Consider the following 15,574-nt stretch of genomic DNA (forward strand, 5'->3'; position numbering starts at 1 on the left):
CTTGCCAGAGACGGCGCGCTGGTCAAAACTACCCGCATTACACAATGTTCATTTCAGTGAGGTCTCCATGCATGATTTCAAAAGCGTCCTTCTCGCCACCACCACCGCCGCGCTGCTGCCGGTGATCGCCAGCGCGCAAGTGGTCGGCGAATGCGACTGGCTCGGCAATGCCGCCAATATCGCCGAGCCATGGGAGGTGAACTCGCGCACCTTCGCCAATGGCAACATCCGCATCGCGCTTTTGGACACCGGCGGTGAGCCGGTCTGTTGTTCGGCGCATCTGTTGGTGCTATCGCCCTCGGGCAACGGCAGCGACGGGCCAGCTTACCGCCAGTGCCGCGTGGTCTCGGCGACGGCGGGGCAGGGGTTCTATTCGATGGATATCCCCGGCATTACCGCCAGCTACGACCCCGCGCGCGGCTTGCTGGTCTCGGTGCCGGTCGGGCATTGGCATCAGGGGATGGACAGCGGCGCCGGGCCGATCCCCGGGCGGATGGATATCCGCATCAATCAGGCCAATGGCGCGGTCTATTACGAATGAATTGAGAGACTTAGCATGATCCTTGGCGTTGGCACCGACCTTGCAAATATCGAGCGGATCGAAGGCACGCTGGCGCGCTTCGGTGACCGTTTCCGCAACCGCGTGTTCACCGAGATCGAACTGGCCAAAGCCAAACGCCGCAAGGATGAGGCGGGCACGCTGGCCAAACGCTGGGCGGCGAAAGAGGCTTGTTCCAAGGCGCTGGGCACCGGTCTGGCAATGGGGATTTCATGGCGCGATATGGGTGTGGTCAACCAGCGCGGTGGGCAGCCAACGATGGTGCTGACCGGCTGGGCCGCCGACCGTATGGCCGAGATGACCCCGCCGGGGCATAAGCCGGTGGTCCATGTCAGCCTGACCGATGATCACCCTTGGGCGCAGGCCTTTGTGGTGATCGAAGCGGTGCCGGTGACCGACTAACCGTCGCCCTCAAACAGGCTGCTCTGGCTCGGCGGTAGCGGCGCGCTCAGCCCCAGATGGTGCCACGCCCGCGCGGTCAGCATCCGCCCCCGCGGGGTGCGCGCAACAAGGCTTTGCTGCAGCAGGAACGGCTCGATCACCTCTTCAATCGCGTCGCGGCTCTCCGACAGCGCGGCGGCAATCGTCTCCACGCCCACCGGCCCGCCGCCGTAACCCTCGGCCAGCAGCAGCAGATACCGCCGGTCAGCCCCGTCCAGCCCCAGATGGTCAACGCCCAGACGGGTCAGCGCATCATCGGCCAGCGCTTGGCTGATCGTCCCGTCGCCCTCGACCAGCGCGAAATCGACCACGCGACGCAACAGCCGTCCGGCAATCCGCGGCGTGCCGCGCGCGCGTTTGGCAATCTCGCGCACCCCGTCCTCATGCGCCGCGACCCCCAATAGCCGTGCCCCGCGCGAGACGATCTGGCACAACTCCGCCTCGGTGTAGAATTGCAACCGCGTCGGGATGCCGAACCGGTCGCGCAGCGGCGTGGTCAACAGGCCCAGACGGGTGGTCGCACCGACCAGCGTAAAGGGCTGCAACTCGATTCGCACGGTGCGCGCCGCCGGTCCTTCGCCGATCACCAGATCCAGCTCGAAATCCTCCATCGCCGGATAGAGCACCTCTTCGACCACCGGATTGAGCCGGTGGATCTCGTCGATAAACAGCACATCGCGGGCTTCAAGATTGGTCAGGATCGCCGCCAGATCACCGGCTTTGGCCAGCACCGGCCCCGAGGTCATCCGAAAGCCAACGCCCAATTCGCGCGCCATAATCTGCGCCAGCGTGGTTTTGCCCAGACCGGGCGGGCCGTAAAACAGGGTGTGGTCCATCGCCTCTTCGCGGATTTTCGCGGATTGGATGAACACTTTCAGGTTCGCCCGCGCCTCATGCTGGCCGACGAATTCATCGAGCATCTGCGGCCGCAGCGCGCGGTCGGCATCTTCGGGCTGCGCGGCAGGGCGCAAGGTGGGATCGGGCGTGGTCATGGGCGCAGAGTGGTCCGATGAAAAGCGCTTGGCAAGTGGCCCGCGCGGGTTGTTGGGTTAGGGCATGTCGCGCCCAATTGACTTCATCTGTTGGCGTGATGGCATTGGCTTTGCCAACGCTGCCTCACCCCGAGCGGGGAATGCGCAAATCTCATTGAGCGCGACACACTTTAGCCCTTCGGGGCCAAGAGTTTCAGCGCCGCGCGGATCAACCCCGCCGCGTCGTCATGATCCTCGGCCGCCTGCGCCACCGCCTGCGCCGCATCCGAAGGCCCGTAGCCAAGGTTGGTCAGCGCCGAAAGCGCATCCGCCTGCGCCTGCTGCGCCTGCCTGCGCGCAGATGTTTTGGCGGCGGTTTTGGGGGCGGCCTTGGGTGTTGCACTGGCTGGCGTCTCCGCCTGCGGGGCCTCGGTCACCGGCTCGACCAGCACATCATCAGGATCGCCCAGATCAGGGGCCGAGGCGCCCATCGCCATCACCGTTGGCGCCTTGTCCTTCAACTCCAACGTCACCCGCTGTGCCAGTTTCGGGCCGACCCCCGGCGCCTTACGGATCGCCGCCGCATCGCCGATGGCCAGCGCCCGCGCGACCCCGTCCGGGCCCAGCGTGCTGAGAACCGACATCGCCGCTTTCGAGCCGACGCCCTGCACCGAGGAGAGCAGCCGGTGCCACTCTTTCTCGACCAAAGTCTGGAACCCGAATAACTGCAACAGATCATCGCGCACCAGTAACTCGGTATAAAGCGCGCAGAATTCACCCGCCGAGGGCAGCGCCATCAAAGTGCGCTCCGAGACATAGACCAGATAGCCCACGCCCTGCACATCAATCAGCACATGGTCCTTGCTGCGATACTCCAGCCGTCCTGAAATCTTGCCAATCATCCTGCCGCCCTCACTGCCGCCGCCAAACGGCCCGCGCTTTGCAAATGGAAGGCGTGGCACAGCGCCACAGCCAGCGCGTCGGCGGCGTCGGGGCTGTCGATCGCCGCGCCGGGCAATTGCATGCGCACCATATGATCGACCTGCACCTTCGCCGCTTTGCCGACCCCGACCACGGCCTTTTTCACTGCGTTCGGCGCGTATTCGCCCACCGTCAACCCCGCCTGCGCGGGAACCAAAAGCGCCACCGCGCGGGCATGGCCCAGCTTCAGCGTCGCGACGGCGTCTTTGTTGACGAAAGTCTGTTCCACCGCCGCATGCTCGGGCGCATGCTCGCGCACCACCACCTCTAGCAATGTGTGCAGGGTCAGCAAGCGGCTGGCCAGATCCACGCCGGTCAGGGTGCGCAGGGTGCCATTGGCCACATGCCGCATGCGCCCGCCATCGACATCAATGATGCCCCAGCCCATATTCCGAAGCCCGGGATCAATGCCCATTACCCGCATACTGCTGCCCCGCCTGTCATTCCGCCCGCTGCGCCGGTTTCTCCGGTGTTCGCAGAGGGATAGCACGAATGGGGAACATCCGCCAGTGTAAAGCGGGGAAATCACGCGTCTTCACGATACCGGCAAAAAAGCGCTTGCTATGGGCGAGATACACATTAGAAATAGGGGCTCGCCTCCCCCATCCGTGAGATGGGCTTTGATGCGTTGTGCTATGCTGCGGCTGCATAACGGGAATGCGAATTCTCTGGCTACTCTCGGGCAATTGGCGGCGCTATCTAGGCGTCACGATAAGACTTGCGTTTCAACCCCGAAAGGAGCCTCAGATGGCCTTTTTTGCCCACTCCCGCCCCGTCGCTGATGGCGTTTTCGGCCGCTCGTTCGGCCTGTCCTTTGGTGATGCCTTCGCCCGCATCGTTGCTTGGAACGACAAGCGCGTGACCCGCAATGTGCTCAACAAGCTGACCGACCGCGAGCTGGACGATATCGGGCTGCACCGCGGCGATATCGAGAGCGTTGTCGCCTCGCTGCGCTAAGCCGATGAAGACCCCGAATTGATGACGCCGCCCGATATGATCGAGGCGGCGTTTTTCATGTCTGGATTGCTGCTTGGGGCTGTTCGCGGGGCGTATTTCGCGCCCACCGCGCCGTGCGGCTACAGCCGCGCCAGAGCCGCTGGCGCCTCAGCGGGTGCAATCGCCGAGGCAAGAAGCTGGGTGATCGGATCGGCACCGGCGAACCAATAGACCACATGCGCCAGAACCCCCGCATCCTCGGGCAGGGGCGCGGCAAAAGCATAGCCGGACTGGGCGAATCCCACCGCTTTGAGGAAAAAGAAGAACGCCAAGGCGCCGATCACCGCACCGATGATCTGCAGGATACGTCCGTCATTGCGGGCGTTTTTCTCGGCGTATTCCTCGATCTGTGCCTGTCTGAGCGCATCAAGACGGCGGAGGTAGTCTGGGCTGGCCATATCCGCTCCTGTGGTTCGGGGGGCTGCGTATTCATTGCATCCTCACCCGAAACTGCGGCGGAATTTAGGCGGCGCGCAGCACCAGCGTGGTCCATTCGCCGATCTCGTCGCGGTTGACCACGGCAAACCCCTGCGCGGTATAGGCGGCAATGATATCCTCGGCCTGGGTGTTCAGCAGGCCCGACAGAATGGCAATCCCGCCCGAGGCCGCATGTTTCGCCATATCCGGCGCCAGCTGGACCAGCGGGCCTTTGAGGATATTGGCAAAAATCAGATCAAAGGGCGCGCGGGCGCGGATATCGGGATGGTCAAACCCCATCGCCTCAAGGCAGGTCACACGGCCGGTCAGGTTATTCGCCTGCACATTGGCCTCAGCCACATCAACCGCCACCTGATCAATATCGCTGGCCAGAACCGTCTCCGGCCAGATTTTCGCCGCCGCCATTGCCAAAACCGCGGTGCCGCAGCCGACATCAATCACATTCTTGCCATGAAACCCTTCATCGGCCAGCCGGTCGAGCGCTTTCAGACAGCCCAGAGTGGTGCCGTGATGGCCGGTGCCAAAGGCCATCGCGGCCTCGATCAGCAGGCCGATGCGGCCCTCGGGCAGGGTCTCGGCGTCATGGCTGCCGTAGACATAAAACCGCCCCGCCTCGACCGGTTTCAACTCGCGCTTCACATGTGCGACCCAGTCGATCTCGGGCAGTTCCGAGACGGCAAATTCCGCCGCCCCGAAAGCCGCCGCCATCAGGGTCAGGGCGATATCATCGGGGGATTCGGTGAAATAGGCGCCGACTTCCCAAAGCCCCGAGCCATCCTCCAGCTCGAACACGCCGACGCCCATCGGGGCGGGGTCCAGCTCTTCAAGCGCTTCGCCCAGCGCCGTGGCGCGGGTCTCGTCGGGCAGGGTGGTCAGGGCGGTATAGGTGGGCATCTCGGCCTCCGATTGGGTCAAAACCGCCTAGCGCCTGCGCGCGAAAAGGGCAAGGGCGTCAGGTGGCAATGCCGATGGGGCAAGAGACGCCGGTGCCGCCAATGCCGCAATAGCCATCGGGGTTCTTCGCCAGATACTGCTGGTGGTAATCCTCGGCCATATAGAAGGTGCCGGCGGGCAATATCTCACTGGTGATCGCCCCGTGACCTGCCTTGTGCAACTCCGCCTGATAAGCGTCGCGGCTGGCCTCGGCCGCGGCCTGTTGTGCCGCGCTGGTGGTATAGATGCCCGAGCGATATTGCGTGCCGCGGTCATTGCCCTGCCGCATGCCCTGGGTCGGATTATGCCCCTCCCAGAACACCCGCAACAGCGCCTCATAGCTGATCACAGCGGGATCATAGATCACCCGCACCAGCTCATTATGGCCGGTCATACCGGTGCAGACCTCCTGATAGGTCGGGTTCGGGGTGGTGCCAGCGCCGTAACCGACCATGGTCAGCCAGACGCCTTCGGTATTCCAGAAAATCCGCTCGACACCCCAGAAACAACCCATGCCAAAGATCGCCACCTCCATCCCCTCGGGCGTGGGCGCATCCAGCGGGAGCTGGCTGAGGAAATGGGTCTTTGCGGTGGGGATCGGCTCAGCCCGTCCGGGCAGAGCCTGATCAGCGGTGACAATCGTGGCGGGTTTTGACGAGAATAGCATGGCGCACCTTTAAATCCGGGGAGGAGTGATTACGGCTTGGGCAAGAGATAGGGCGGCGATGGCGCGAGGCAAAGGGGGCGCGCGGAGTAGTGACGGAAAATGTCAGCCGTCGAGACCGGGTTCCTCGAGCAGCGTGCGGCCCGCGCGGTCTTCAACCTCGATCACCCAGAGATCGGGATCACGGCTGCGCTCGCGAGCAATCCGCGCGTCGATCTCGGATTCCTCGCCCTGCGCGATCTGCTCCCATTTGCGGCGATCCTCCAGCAGGTCAAACTGCCGCTGGTAGAGACTGGCGCTGCCATCGAGCGGCGCTTGCTTGATCATTACCGCACCGGCGGTCAGATCGCCTTTGGCGGTGACAAAGGCGGGAATATCCTGCAGGCGCAGGCGGGTGAGATAGGCCTGCACCCAGAATTCGGCGGTCAGTCTTGGGGTCATCTGTAAGGCCTCAAAGGGTAGGGGGCTTTGCCCCCTCGCCGCTGCGCGGCTCACCCCCAGGATATTTAGGGCATAAAGTGGGCGGCATTTTAGTCAAATTGCCGGCGTCTGCGCGTTACTCCGGGGCAAAGAGGCTGTCTGGCAGGGCGGGCAGCGCCGCGATCAACGGCTGGATATGGGCATGGGCGGCGGCTTCGGCGGTGTCGGGGTCGGCGTTGATGACGGCGGCGACGAGGGCTTGGCGGGCACCGCGCCCCGGCGGGCGATTGTCGCGCAGTTGCGCGCGGATCAGATGCACTTGCAGCATCGGCAGCAGGCGGTCAAGCTCGGCATTGCCCGCCAAACTGGTCAGCGCGCGGTAATAGCGCGCGCGGGCACGGGCGCGGTTCTCCACCGCACTGTCATAGTCTTGCGAGGCGGCGCGCAGGGCCTGCGGGTCGGCGCCCGCCGCCACCGCCTCGGCGGCCTGCCGCGCGGCGAGGCCCAAAAGCGGCGCGGTCACCCGCAGCACATCGCGGGCCGCGCGGCGCGAGAGCAGGCGGATATGCGCGCCGCGGTGCGGCAATTGCGTGACGATCCCCATCGCCGCTAGCCGTGTCAGCGCCTCGCGCACCGTCGAACGACCGAGCCGGTAGCGCGTCATCAGATCGGGTTCGGCCAGCCGCTGACCGGGCGCATAGCGGCCCTCGGCCAGCCCCTGCAGGAGGTCGCGCACCAGCGTATCGGGGCCGGAGGGCGTGGTTGGCGCGCGCGGCCGCGGCGTATCGGTGATCATCGCCGCGCCATCCCCCATGCGATTTCGGCCAAGGGACCGGCGATCTTGCCCATCTCGACCGCCCGCGGGTCATTGGCGGTGCCGTCCTGCGCGCGTTTGGCAATCCCCTGCACGATCGCGGCGAGGCGAAACAGGCTGAGGATCACGTAGAAATCGAAATTCTCGGGCCGCGCGCGTCCGGTGCGCTGGCACCACTGGTCGATATATTCGTCCTCAGTGGGAATGCCGCTGCCCGCCAGATCGACCCCGCCGAGCCCGCGAAACAGGCCGGGCGCCACCCGCCAGACCATCACATTATAGGCGAAATCCGCATAGGGGCAGCCCAGCGTCGACAGCTCCCAATCGACCACCGCCAGCACCCGCGGCTCGGTCTTATGCAGGATCAGGTTGTCGAGCCGAAAATCGCCATGGGCGAGCCGCACCTCCTCGGGCGCTTGCGGCAGATGCGCGGGCAGCCAGTCGATCAGCCCGTCCATCGCCGCGATCTTATGGGTCTCGGCGGCGCGGTATTGCTTGGTCCAGCGCGAGATCTGCCGCTCGACATAGCCGCCAAGACGCCCGTAATCGCCCAGCCCCACGGCCACGGGATCAACCTTGGAGATCGCCGCGATCGCTGCGTTCATCGCGTCGAAGGTCGCCGTGCGGTCAGAGGGTGTCAGATCAGGCAGCCGCGGATCATACAGCGTGCGCCCCTCGAGATATTCCATCACGAAGAACATCGAGCCCATCACCGCCTCATCCTCGCAAAGCGCATAGACCCGCGGCACCGGCACATCGGTGGCCGCCAGCGCCTGCATCACCCGGTATTCGCGGTCCACCTGATGCGCCGAGGGCAGGATCTTGCCCAGCGGTTTTTGCCGCAGCACATAGGCACCCGAGGCGGCATCCACCCGCCATGTCGGGTTGGACTGCCCACCGGCCAGCCGCTCCAGCCTGAGCGGCCCCTCAAATCCGGGCACATGCCCTTGCATCCATGCGGTCAGTTCGGCTTCGGCCATCGGCTCACTCCCGTGTTGCTCGCCCCAGACTGCCCCTGCGCGACCATGAGGGTCAAGGCGGTTTCGTCAGACGATCTTGTCAGATGAGATTCGCGTTGCTAGGCTCGCCGCAGCACAGGAGGCCGCTATGATCCCCGAGAAATCCGCCCGCGTCACCGAGCTTGAAACCCGCCTCAAGGCGTTTATGGCCGAGCATATCTATCCCAATGAGGCGCGGCTGTTCCGCGAGGCCGAAGAGCTTGGCCCCTTCGCCACCTATCCGGTGATGGAAGAGCTCAAGCCTAAGGCGCGCACGGCGGGGCTGTGGAACCTATTCCTGCCCGATTCCGACAAGGGCGCGGGGCTGAGCAATCTCGAATACGGCCATCTGTGCGAGATCATGGGCCGGTCCCTGCTGGCGCCCGAGGTGTTCAACTGCAACGCGCCCGACACCGGCAATATGGAGGTGATCGAGCGCTACGGCCGCGAGGAAGACAAGGAGCGCTGGCTCAAGCCGCTGCTGGCGGGGGAAATCCGCAGCTGTTTTGCGATGACTGAACCGGCGGTGGCCTCTTCGGATGCGACCAATATTCAAGCCGAGATCACCCGCGACGGCGATGACTATGTGATCAACGCGCATAAATGGTATACCACCGGCGCGTCGAACCCGGCGACGAAAATCTGCATTTTCATGGGCAAGACCGACCCGGGTAACCCCGACCGCCACAAGCAGCAGTCGATGATTCTGGTGCCGATGGACACGCCGGGGATCACCGTGACGCGCTCGCTGCCGGTGTTCGGCTATTACGGGGTGCCGGACCGCGCCTCCGAGGTGGTGTTCGAGAATGTCCGCGTGCCCGCCGAGAATATCCTGCTCGGCGAAGGCCGCGGGTTTGAGATTGCGCAGGGGCGGCTGGGGCCGGGGCGTATCCACCATTGCATGCGGCTGATCGGCCTCGCCGAACGCACGCTCGAGGATATGATCGACCGCGCCCTGCAGCGGGTGGCCTTTGGCAAATCCGTCGCCGATCAGGGCGTGACCCGCGAGCGCATCGCCGAGGCGCGGATCATGATCGACCAATGCCGCCTGTTGACCCTTCATGCGGCGCATAAAATGGACACCGTGGGCAATAAAGAGGCGCGGGCCGAGATCGCGATGATCAAGATCGCGGTGCCCAATATGGCCTGTCAGGTCACCGATTGGGCGATTCAGGTGTTTGGCGGCGGCGGCACCGGCAATGATTTCGGCACCGCCATGTCCTATGCCATCGCCCGCGTGCTGCGTCTCGCCGACGGACCGGACGAGGTCCACCGCGACCAGTTGGCGCGGATGGAGATCAAAAAACGCAAAGGCATCAACCATCCCGGCTGGACCCGCATGGAAACCAAACGCGGCCTCCCCCCGCAAAGCTGAGCGCAAAACCGCGCCCCCTCATCTGTCCAAAAATATCCTGGGGTGAGCAGCTTCGCTGCGAGGGGCAACGCCCCTCCCCCTTTTGGCACAACAGGAGAGCAAGATGCAGGATTTCACCGGCAAAACCGCCATCATCACCGGCGCCGCAGGCGGCATCGGACGCGCCACGGCACGGCTCTTGGCCGAAAACGGCGCCAGTGTCGTGGTGGCCGATCTGCAAGACAGTGTCGAAGACACCGCCGCGCTGATCCGCGACGCCGGTGGTCACGCGCGCGCTGTGGTCACTGATTGCGCCACCGATGCAGGCGCAAAGGCGTTTGTTGCAGCAGCGCTTGAGGAAACCGGCCGCATTGATATCCTCTTCGCCAACGCGGGCATCACCGGCGGCTTGCTGCCAAGGCTCGACACCCCCAGCGAGGACTTCATGGAGGTGATGCGGATCAACCTCCTTGGCCCTTGGGTGGCGATCCGCGAGGCGCTGCCGCAGATGAAAGCGGGCGGGGCGATCATCTGCACCGCTTCGGTGGCGGGGCTGCGGGCGGGGGCGGGGCCGATCCCCTATTCGGCCTCGAAAGCCGGGGTGATCAATCTGGTGCAAAGCCTCGCCATGGCGCTGAGCGGGCGCGGCATCCGCATCAATGGCGTGGCGCCGGGGTTGATCGAAACCCCGATGACCGCCCCGCTCTATGACGCCGCCCGCGCCAAGGGCCGCGAGGGCAAAATCGGCCAACTCAACCCCCTGCGGCGTGGCGGCCAGCCCGAGGAAGTCGCCGAAGCGGTGCTCTGGCTGGCCTCGGACGCGGCCTCATATGTGCAGGGACAGGTGTTGAGCGTCGATGGCGGCCTATCGGCGCAACTCCCTTTCACCCCGAAGTGGTCAAGCTGACCTGTTAAAATGCCGCGCTCCGCGCGAGGTCTATGGTAAACAGGGCAGGGGGCATTCTGCCCCCTCTTGCGCATGGCGCAATTCACCCCCTGAGGATATTTTCGGACAGATGACAGGCGCAAGGATCGGGGGCGCGCTGGCTTTGATTTGAGGTGACGGCGCGCGCGCAGCATGGTAGCGGCGGGGTATGAGCCCAATGCCCTCCAAATCCGATGTCGCCGCGTGGTTGTCCGAACAGACATCCACGCCCACCCTGCGTGAAATCGCGCGCGCCTTTGGCATCAAAGGGGGCGCGGCGAAGATCGATCTCAAGCGGCTCTTGTCCGAGTTGGAGGCCGAGGGTCTCTATACGCGGCGCAAGCGGCGTGGTGGCGGCGATGGTCTGCCTCCGGTGACGGTGCTGCGGGTCAGCGGGCCGGATGCCGACGGTGATATTCTCGCCGCCCCTGCCGAGTGGCGCGGGGATGAGCCTGCGCCCCGCATTCAAGTGATCGAGCGTAAGGACCAGCCGGCGCTGGGCGCGGGCGACCGGGTGTTGGCGAAACTGGTGCCTGCGGGCGAGGCCGGGTTTCATGCGCATCCGATAAGGGTGCTGCAATCGGGGCCGAAGCAGGTTCTGGGAATTTACCGCAAAGGCTCGGAGGGCGGGCGCATCCTGCCGATCGACAAGGGCGCCGATCTGGAGTGGCGGGTGTCCGGCAAGGACGCCAGCGGCGCCAAAGACGGCGAGCTGGTCGAGGCCGAACAGACCTCAAGCGCGCGCATGGGGCTGCCCTCTGCACGGGTCACCGCGCGGCTGGGCGATCCCGGCGCGCCGCGCGCGGTGTCGCTGATCGCGATCCACCAGCACGGCATCCCCGATCAATTCCCCGCCGAGGTTCTGGCCGAGGCCGAAGCCGCCGAGGAAATGCCGCTGGCGGGCCGCAGCGATCTGCGCGATCTGGCGCTGATCACCATCGACCCCTCGGATGCGCGCGACCATGATGACGCGGTCTATGCCGAGCGTGACAGCGACCCCAAGAACCCCGGCGGCTTCATCGTCTTTGTGGCGATTGCCGATGTCGCCGCCTATGTCACGCCGGGCTCCGAGCTCGACCGCGAGGCGCGCAAACGCGGCAACTCCAGCTATTTCCCCGACCGTGTGGTGCCGATGCTGCCCGACCGTCTGTCCGGCGATCTGTGCTCCTTGCATGAGAATGTCGAGCGGCCGGTGATGGCGGTGCGGATGGTCATCGACGCGCATGGCAACAAGACCGCGCATGAATTCAAACGCGGCATGATGCGCTCGCGCGCCTCGCTGAGCTATGAGCAGGCGCAGGCGGCCTTTGACGGCACCCCCGATGAGGCCGCGGCCCCCTTGGCGGGCATGCTCGGCGATCTCTTTGCCGCCTGGCAAGCGGTGGGTATCGCGCGCGGCCAACGCCAGCCCCTGAACCTTGATCTACCCGAGCGCAAGATCATTCTCGATGAGGACGGGCAGGTGACCTCGGTGGCTTTCCGCGACCGGATCGACGCGCATAAGGTGATCGAGGATTTCATGGTGCTGGCCAATGTCGCCGCCGCCGAAGAACTGATCGCCCGCCGCTCGCACCTCTTGTTCCGCGTCCATGAAGAGCCCAGCGCCGAGAAGCTGGACGCGCTGCGCGAAGTGGCGCTGGGTGCCGGTCTGGTGCTGGCCAAGGGGCAGGTGTTGCAGACGCGGCATCTGAACAATCTGCTGGAACAGGCCAGCGGTGGCGAGTTTGACGAGCTGATCAATATGGCGACATTGCGCTCGATGACGCAGGCCTATTACAGCCCTGATAACTATGGGCATTTCGGCCTCGCGCTAAAGAATTACGCGCATTTCACCTCGCCGATCCGCCGCTATGCCGACCTGATCGTGCACCGCGCCCTGATCCGCGCCCATGGCTTCGGGCCGGATGTGAACCGCGACGGTCTGTCGGATTGGGATATCGCCAATCTGCCCGAGACCGCGACGCAAATCTCGCAAACCGAGCGCCGCTCGATGACCGCCGAGCGCGATACCACCGACCGCTATCTCGCCGCCTTCATGGCCGACCGTGTGGGCGCCACCTTCACCGGCCGCATTGCCGGTGTCGCGCGGTTTGGCCTGTTTGTGCGGCTCGATGAGACCGGCGCCGACGGGCTGGTGCCGATCCGCTCTCTGGGCAACGAATATTTCCGCCATGATGTCGACGACCAGACCTTAACCGGCGAGCGCTCTGGCCGGGTCTTGGGCCTCGGCCAGCGGGTCACCGCGAAGCTGTCGGAAGCCGAGGCGATGACCGGCGGCTTGCTTCTGGAACTGCTTGAGGTCGAGGGGCAGGCGATTGCCCGCGCCAAAAAGGGTGGCTCCGGCAAAGGCGGACGCGGCAAACCGCGCGCCGTGGTCTCGCGCAAGGGCGCCGCTGCCAAGGTCAAAAAGATCAAAGCGCGGAAAAAAGCCGAGCGCAAACGCAGCTAGTCGCCGACCTCGCTGCGCCCCTGCTTAGCCGATCCGCCCGCGCGTGCCTTCGCCCATCTGCGCGCGGTGCAGCAGCAGGTGATCGAGCAGCACGCAGGCCATCATTGCCTCGCCCACCGGCACAGCGCGGATGCCGACGCAGGGGTCATGGCGGCCCTTGGTCACCACATCGGTGTCTTCCCCGTCCATCGTCACCGAGGCGCGCGGGGTCAGGATCGACGAGGTCGGCTTGACCGCAAAACGCACCACAACATCCTGTCCGGTAGAGATCCCGCCCAGCACCCCGCCCGCGTGATTCGAGCCATAGACCGGCCCGCCATCCTGCATGCGAATCTCGTCCGCATTCTCGACGCCGGTCAGCGCCGCGGCGCCAAAACCCGCGCCGATCTCGACGCCTTTCACCGCGTTGATCGTCATCATCGCCATTGCCAGATCGCTGTCGAGTTTCGCATAGACCGGCGCGCCCAGCCCCGCCGGCATGCCGCGCGCAGTCACTTCGATCACCGCGCCGACCGAGTTGCCATCCTTGCGCAAAGCATCCAGATCCGCCGCCCACAGGTCGGCGGTCTCGGCGTCCGGCGACCAGAACGGATTGCCCCCGATCGCATCCCAGTCAAACCGCGCCCGCTCGATGCCGCGTTTGCCCATCTGCACCATATAGCCGATCACCGAGACATCCGGCAGTAGCTGCGCCAACACCTGCCGCGCCACCGCGCCCGCAGCCACCCGCGCCGCGGTCTCGCGCGCGCTCGAGCGCCCGCCACCACGCGGATCGCGGATGCCGTATTTCTGGTAATAGGTGATATCCGCATGACCGGGGCGGAAGGTTTTCGAGATCTCGGAATAATCCTTGGATCGCTGGTCGGTGTTACGGATCATCAGCTGGATCGGCGTGCCGGTGGTCTTGCCCTCATAGACACCCGAGAGGATCTCGACCTCATCGGCCTCGCGCCGCTGGGTGGTAAACCGGTTCTGCCCGGGTTTGCGCTTGTCGAGCCAGGGCTGGATATCCGCCGCGCTCAGCGTCACCCCCGGCGGGCAGCCGTCGATTGTCGCGCCCAGCGCAGGCCCGTGGCTTTCGCCCCAAGTGGTAACCCGAAACAGATGGCCAAAGCTGTTGAACGACATGCGCGCACTCCCTTTGGCTTCCGTCTAAACGCGCCGCGCCCCGCCCTCAAGCCCCCGCGAGGCATTCGCGCGCGCCTCGCGGCTTCATCTTGCCCTAAATACTCCGGGGGGCGCCGCGCGCAGCGTGGCGCGGGGGCAGCGCCCCCTCACCGCCGGTCACCGGCGCGCCGCAGGCCTCACTCGCCCGCTTCCACCAGCGTGAACGGCAGCGAGACGGTGGCGCTTTGCTCGGCGAACAGATCATTGACCACATATTCCAGCCGGTAATCCCCCGCCGGCGCATTGTCGAGGTTCAGCGTCAATGTGATGAAAAACTCGCGGTTGCGCTGGTTGCTGGTCAGTGAGGCGCGCTGGAATTCGTCTTGCCGCGCCAGTTCCGCGCCCTCGCCGTCATAGAGCACCAGATCAATCGACAACCCGAAAGTATAGCCGCCCTCGGCGCCTTCGTCCCAAGCATAGCCCATCGGCTCGGCATAGACCAAGATCGGCTCGCCAAGCTGGAACTCGCTGCTCTCGCGCGCGACATTGAGCCCGTAGCCGCCCGCATCCTCGGCGACGAAACCGGCGTTTCGCACGCTCAGCGGCATCGCCTGCCAGGCCTCGACGGCGGCGGCATCGGCGGCCTGATAGGCGGCGAGATCCTGCGCCATGGCCGGTGCGACCAAGGACGCCGGAAAACTCAGGGCGGTGAGCGCGAAAAATCCGAGCGCCGCGGCGGTGGAGTGGGGTTTGGCCATGTTTGTCCTCTGTGTTGCAGAATCGTTTATCGGTCGGCGGGCCTCAGGGCGCGGGGCAGGGCGCGGTCAGGCCATTGCCCAAGGCTTCCATTCGGCCGCACCGCCCAGCAAGCCGGTATACCAGCAAGCCCGATTAACTTGTTCGCCTGTGCTTAACAAAGCCGCGCGCGCCCCGACAGGCACATCCGCGTTACCCGTTCCTCGCCACCGGCTCTCGCCCAGCCCGCCCCCTCAGGCGACCAAAGCGCCGACGTTGTGCTCAGAATACCGCCGCGACCTCATACATCACCGGCTCGAACCGCGAACACATCGCCGCAATCCCGCGGTTGCGCTCGCGCATCTCTTGGGTGCGCAGCATCGCCTGAAAATCCTCGCGTTTGACCCAGCGTGAATAGGTCGAAATCCGCGTCTGCGCGTCATTGACATGGATCGCGCCGCCCAGAAATCCGGGCTGTTTGCGGATCACCTCGTCATAGGCCGTGGTCAGCGCCTCCAGAACATCGGTGCAGGTGCCGGGGGTCATCTCGAAGGTGGAAATGACCGTCTGGCCGTGAAAATCGGTGGTGATGTCGATTGGCATGAGGAACCTCCCTTGGCTACTTGCCTCCATCCTGCCCCCTTGCGGCGCCGCTGCAAAGGGTTATGTTGCAGCCTACCTCGGGGTGCTGGCGGTTTCGCTGGCTGAGATGTGGCGCAAGTCATGAACCCGCTGAACCTGAACCGGTTAGAACCGGCGGAGGGAAGGTGACGGAATCATTCCTCCACC

General features: G+C 65.0%; 18 protein-coding genes and 1 riboswitch. Of the genes, 6 read left to right on the plus strand and 12 right to left on the minus strand.

Translation table 11 applies throughout. The annotated features are described in order from the left end of the window. Positions 1-67: 67 nt before the first annotated feature. Entirely contained in the window at positions 68-541 is a 474-nt protein-coding gene (locus DDE20_RS04490; protein ID WP_116557288.1) for a hypothetical protein, read from the plus strand. A gap of 15 nt (positions 542-556) precedes the next feature. Further along, positions 557-961 (plus strand): holo-ACP synthase, encoded by a 405-nt coding sequence (acpS, locus tag DDE20_RS04495; protein WP_116557289.1) that lies wholly within the window; start codon positions 557-559, stop codon positions 959-961. Here acpS and ruvB read toward each other — a convergent pair. From ruvB to ruvC, 3 genes are all read right to left on the minus strand, one after another. Next, positions 958-1,992, minus strand: a complete 1,035-nt coding sequence (gene ruvB / locus DDE20_RS04500) for a Holliday junction branch migration DNA helicase RuvB (RefSeq protein WP_116557290.1) — start codon at positions 1,990-1,992, stop codon at positions 958-960. The genes acpS and ruvB overlap by 4 nt on opposite strands. Before the next feature lie 170 nt (positions 1,993-2,162). Then, positions 2,163-2,873: a Holliday junction branch migration protein RuvA gene (ruvA, locus tag DDE20_RS04505; protein ID WP_116557291.1), complete on the minus strand. Its 711-nt coding sequence runs from the start codon at positions 2,871-2,873 to the stop codon at positions 2,163-2,165. Further along, entirely contained in the window at positions 2,870-3,376 is a 507-nt protein-coding gene (ruvC, locus tag DDE20_RS04510) for a crossover junction endodeoxyribonuclease RuvC (RefSeq protein ID WP_116557292.1), read from the minus strand. Before ruvC ends, ruvA begins: the two co-directional genes overlap by 4 nt. Before the next feature lie 323 nt (positions 3,377-3,699). Here ruvC and DDE20_RS04515 point away from each other — a divergent pair, with 323 nt between their 5' ends. After that, positions 3,700-3,909, plus strand: a complete 210-nt coding sequence (locus tag DDE20_RS04515; RefSeq protein ID WP_116557293.1) for a DUF1127 domain-containing protein — start codon at positions 3,700-3,702, stop codon at positions 3,907-3,909. A gap of 119 nt (positions 3,910-4,028) precedes the next feature. Here DDE20_RS04515 and DDE20_RS04520 read toward each other — a convergent pair whose 3' ends face one another. The 6 genes from DDE20_RS04520 to DDE20_RS04545 form a co-directional block, all read right to left on the minus strand. Next, the gene (locus DDE20_RS04520) at positions 4,029-4,346 is read right to left on the minus strand and encodes a hypothetical protein (RefSeq protein ID WP_116557294.1); all 318 of its coding nucleotides are present in this window, start codon (positions 4,344-4,346) and stop codon (positions 4,029-4,031) included. Between the two features lie 64 nt (positions 4,347-4,410). Further along, positions 4,411-5,280: a 50S ribosomal protein L11 methyltransferase gene (locus tag DDE20_RS04525; protein WP_116557840.1), complete on the minus strand. Its 870-nt coding sequence runs from the start codon at positions 5,278-5,280 to the stop codon at positions 4,411-4,413. A gap of 58 nt (positions 5,281-5,338) precedes the next feature. Beyond that, complete coding sequence (gene msrA / locus DDE20_RS04530; RefSeq protein ID WP_116557295.1) at positions 5,339-5,986, minus strand: peptide-methionine (S)-S-oxide reductase MsrA; 648 nt, start codon at positions 5,984-5,986, stop codon at positions 5,339-5,341. 102 nt (positions 5,987-6,088) lie between these two features. Continuing rightward, complete coding sequence (locus DDE20_RS04535; RefSeq protein ID WP_116557296.1) at positions 6,089-6,424, minus strand: DUF1491 family protein; 336 nt, start codon at positions 6,422-6,424, stop codon at positions 6,089-6,091. Between the two features lie 115 nt (positions 6,425-6,539). Then, positions 6,540-7,199 carry a GntR family transcriptional regulator gene (locus DDE20_RS04540; RefSeq protein WP_165814426.1) on the minus strand — a complete coding sequence of 220 codons (660 nt, stop codon included), beginning with the start codon at positions 7,197-7,199 and terminating at the stop codon, positions 6,540-6,542. After that, positions 7,196-8,197 carry a phosphotransferase gene (locus tag DDE20_RS04545; protein WP_116557298.1) on the minus strand — a complete coding sequence of 334 codons (1,002 nt, stop codon included), beginning with the start codon at positions 8,195-8,197 and terminating at the stop codon, positions 7,196-7,198. Before DDE20_RS04545 ends, DDE20_RS04540 begins: the two co-directional genes overlap by 4 nt. Before the next feature lie 127 nt (positions 8,198-8,324). On the opposite strand from DDE20_RS04545, the gene DDE20_RS04550 reads away from it, so the two are divergent. The 3 genes from DDE20_RS04550 (at position 8,325) to rnr (ending at position 12,943) form a co-directional block, all read left to right on the plus strand. After that, positions 8,325-9,590 (plus strand): acyl-CoA dehydrogenase family protein, encoded by a 1,266-nt coding sequence (locus DDE20_RS04550; protein WP_116557299.1) that lies wholly within the window; start codon positions 8,325-8,327, stop codon positions 9,588-9,590. A gap of 103 nt (positions 9,591-9,693) precedes the next feature. Next, entirely contained in the window at positions 9,694-10,476 is a 783-nt protein-coding gene (locus DDE20_RS04555; protein WP_116557300.1) for an SDR family NAD(P)-dependent oxidoreductase, read from the plus strand. A gap of 187 nt (positions 10,477-10,663) precedes the next feature. After that, positions 10,664-12,943: a ribonuclease R gene (rnr, locus tag DDE20_RS04560; protein WP_116557301.1), complete on the plus strand. Its 2,280-nt coding sequence runs from the start codon at positions 10,664-10,666 to the stop codon at positions 12,941-12,943. 24 nt (positions 12,944-12,967) lie between these two features. On the opposite strand, the gene aroC is transcribed toward rnr, so the two are convergent. The 3 genes from aroC to DDE20_RS04575 form a co-directional block, all read right to left on the minus strand. Further along, positions 12,968-14,071 (minus strand): chorismate synthase, encoded by a 1,104-nt coding sequence (gene aroC, locus DDE20_RS04565; protein ID WP_116557302.1) that lies wholly within the window; start codon positions 14,069-14,071, stop codon positions 12,968-12,970. A gap of 176 nt (positions 14,072-14,247) precedes the next feature. Further along, positions 14,248-14,808 (minus strand): hypothetical protein, encoded by a 561-nt coding sequence (locus DDE20_RS04570; protein ID WP_116557303.1) that lies wholly within the window; start codon positions 14,806-14,808, stop codon positions 14,248-14,250. Positions 14,809-15,067: 259 nt separating this feature from the next. Next, on the minus strand, positions 15,068-15,388 hold the full coding sequence (locus tag DDE20_RS04575; protein ID WP_116557304.1) for an antibiotic biosynthesis monooxygenase family protein: 321 nt from the start codon (positions 15,386-15,388) through the stop codon (positions 15,068-15,070). Positions 15,389-15,456: 68 nt separating this feature from the next. Continuing rightward, a riboswitch (TPP riboswitch) is annotated at positions 15,457-15,567 on the plus strand. Positions 15,568-15,574 lie beyond the last annotated feature (7 nt).

Source organism: Pararhodobacter oceanensis, assembly GCF_003076755.1.
GTDB classification, from domain to species: domain Bacteria; phylum Pseudomonadota; class Alphaproteobacteria; order Rhodobacterales; family Rhodobacteraceae; genus Pararhodobacter; species Pararhodobacter oceanensis.

Excerpts from the sequence above, each read along its gene's own strand:
- ruvC (WP_116557292.1), bottom strand. The coding sequence starts at position 3,376 with ATGCGGGTAATGGGCATTGATCCCGGGCTTCGGAATATGGGCTGGGGC.
- DDE20_RS04575 (WP_116557304.1), bottom strand. The coding sequence starts at position 15,388 with ATGCCAATCGACATCACCACCGATTTTCACGGCCAGACGGTCATTTCC.
- DDE20_RS04550 (WP_116557299.1), top strand. The coding sequence starts at position 8,325 with ATGATCCCCGAGAAATCCGCCCGCGTCACCGAGCTTGAAACCCGCCTC.
- ruvB (WP_116557290.1), bottom strand. The coding sequence starts at position 1,992 with ATGACCACGCCCGATCCCACCTTGCGCCCTGCCGCGCAGCCCGAAGAT.
- DDE20_RS04535 (WP_116557296.1), bottom strand. The coding sequence starts at position 6,424 with ATGACCCCAAGACTGACCGCCGAATTCTGGGTGCAGGCCTATCTCACC.
- DDE20_RS04525 (WP_116557840.1), bottom strand. The coding sequence starts at position 5,280 with ATGCCCACCTATACCGCCCTGACCACCCTGCCCGACGAGACCCGCGCC.
- DDE20_RS04545 (WP_116557298.1), bottom strand. The coding sequence starts at position 8,197 with ATGGCCGAAGCCGAACTGACCGCATGGATGCAAGGGCATGTGCCCGGA.
- DDE20_RS04570 (WP_116557303.1), bottom strand. The coding sequence starts at position 14,808 with ATGGCCAAACCCCACTCCACCGCCGCGGCGCTCGGATTTTTCGCGCTC.
- msrA (WP_116557295.1), bottom strand. The coding sequence starts at position 5,986 with ATGCTATTCTCGTCAAAACCCGCCACGATTGTCACCGCTGATCAGGCT.
- DDE20_RS04515 (WP_116557293.1), top strand. The coding sequence starts at position 3,700 with ATGGCCTTTTTTGCCCACTCCCGCCCCGTCGCTGATGGCGTTTTCGGC.
- acpS (WP_116557289.1), top strand. The coding sequence starts at position 557 with ATGATCCTTGGCGTTGGCACCGACCTTGCAAATATCGAGCGGATCGAA.
- aroC (WP_116557302.1), bottom strand. The coding sequence starts at position 14,071 with ATGTCGTTCAACAGCTTTGGCCATCTGTTTCGGGTTACCACTTGGGGC.
- DDE20_RS04540 (WP_165814426.1), bottom strand. The coding sequence starts at position 7,199 with ATGATCACCGATACGCCGCGGCCGCGCGCGCCAACCACGCCCTCCGGC.
- DDE20_RS04490 (WP_116557288.1), top strand. The coding sequence starts at position 68 with ATGCATGATTTCAAAAGCGTCCTTCTCGCCACCACCACCGCCGCGCTG.
- ruvA (WP_116557291.1), bottom strand. The coding sequence starts at position 2,873 with ATGATTGGCAAGATTTCAGGACGGCTGGAGTATCGCAGCAAGGACCAT.
- DDE20_RS04555 (WP_116557300.1), top strand. The coding sequence starts at position 9,694 with ATGCAGGATTTCACCGGCAAAACCGCCATCATCACCGGCGCCGCAGGC.
- rnr (WP_116557301.1), top strand. The coding sequence starts at position 10,664 with ATGAGCCCAATGCCCTCCAAATCCGATGTCGCCGCGTGGTTGTCCGAA.
- DDE20_RS04520 (WP_116557294.1), bottom strand. The coding sequence starts at position 4,346 with ATGGCCAGCCCAGACTACCTCCGCCGTCTTGATGCGCTCAGACAGGCA.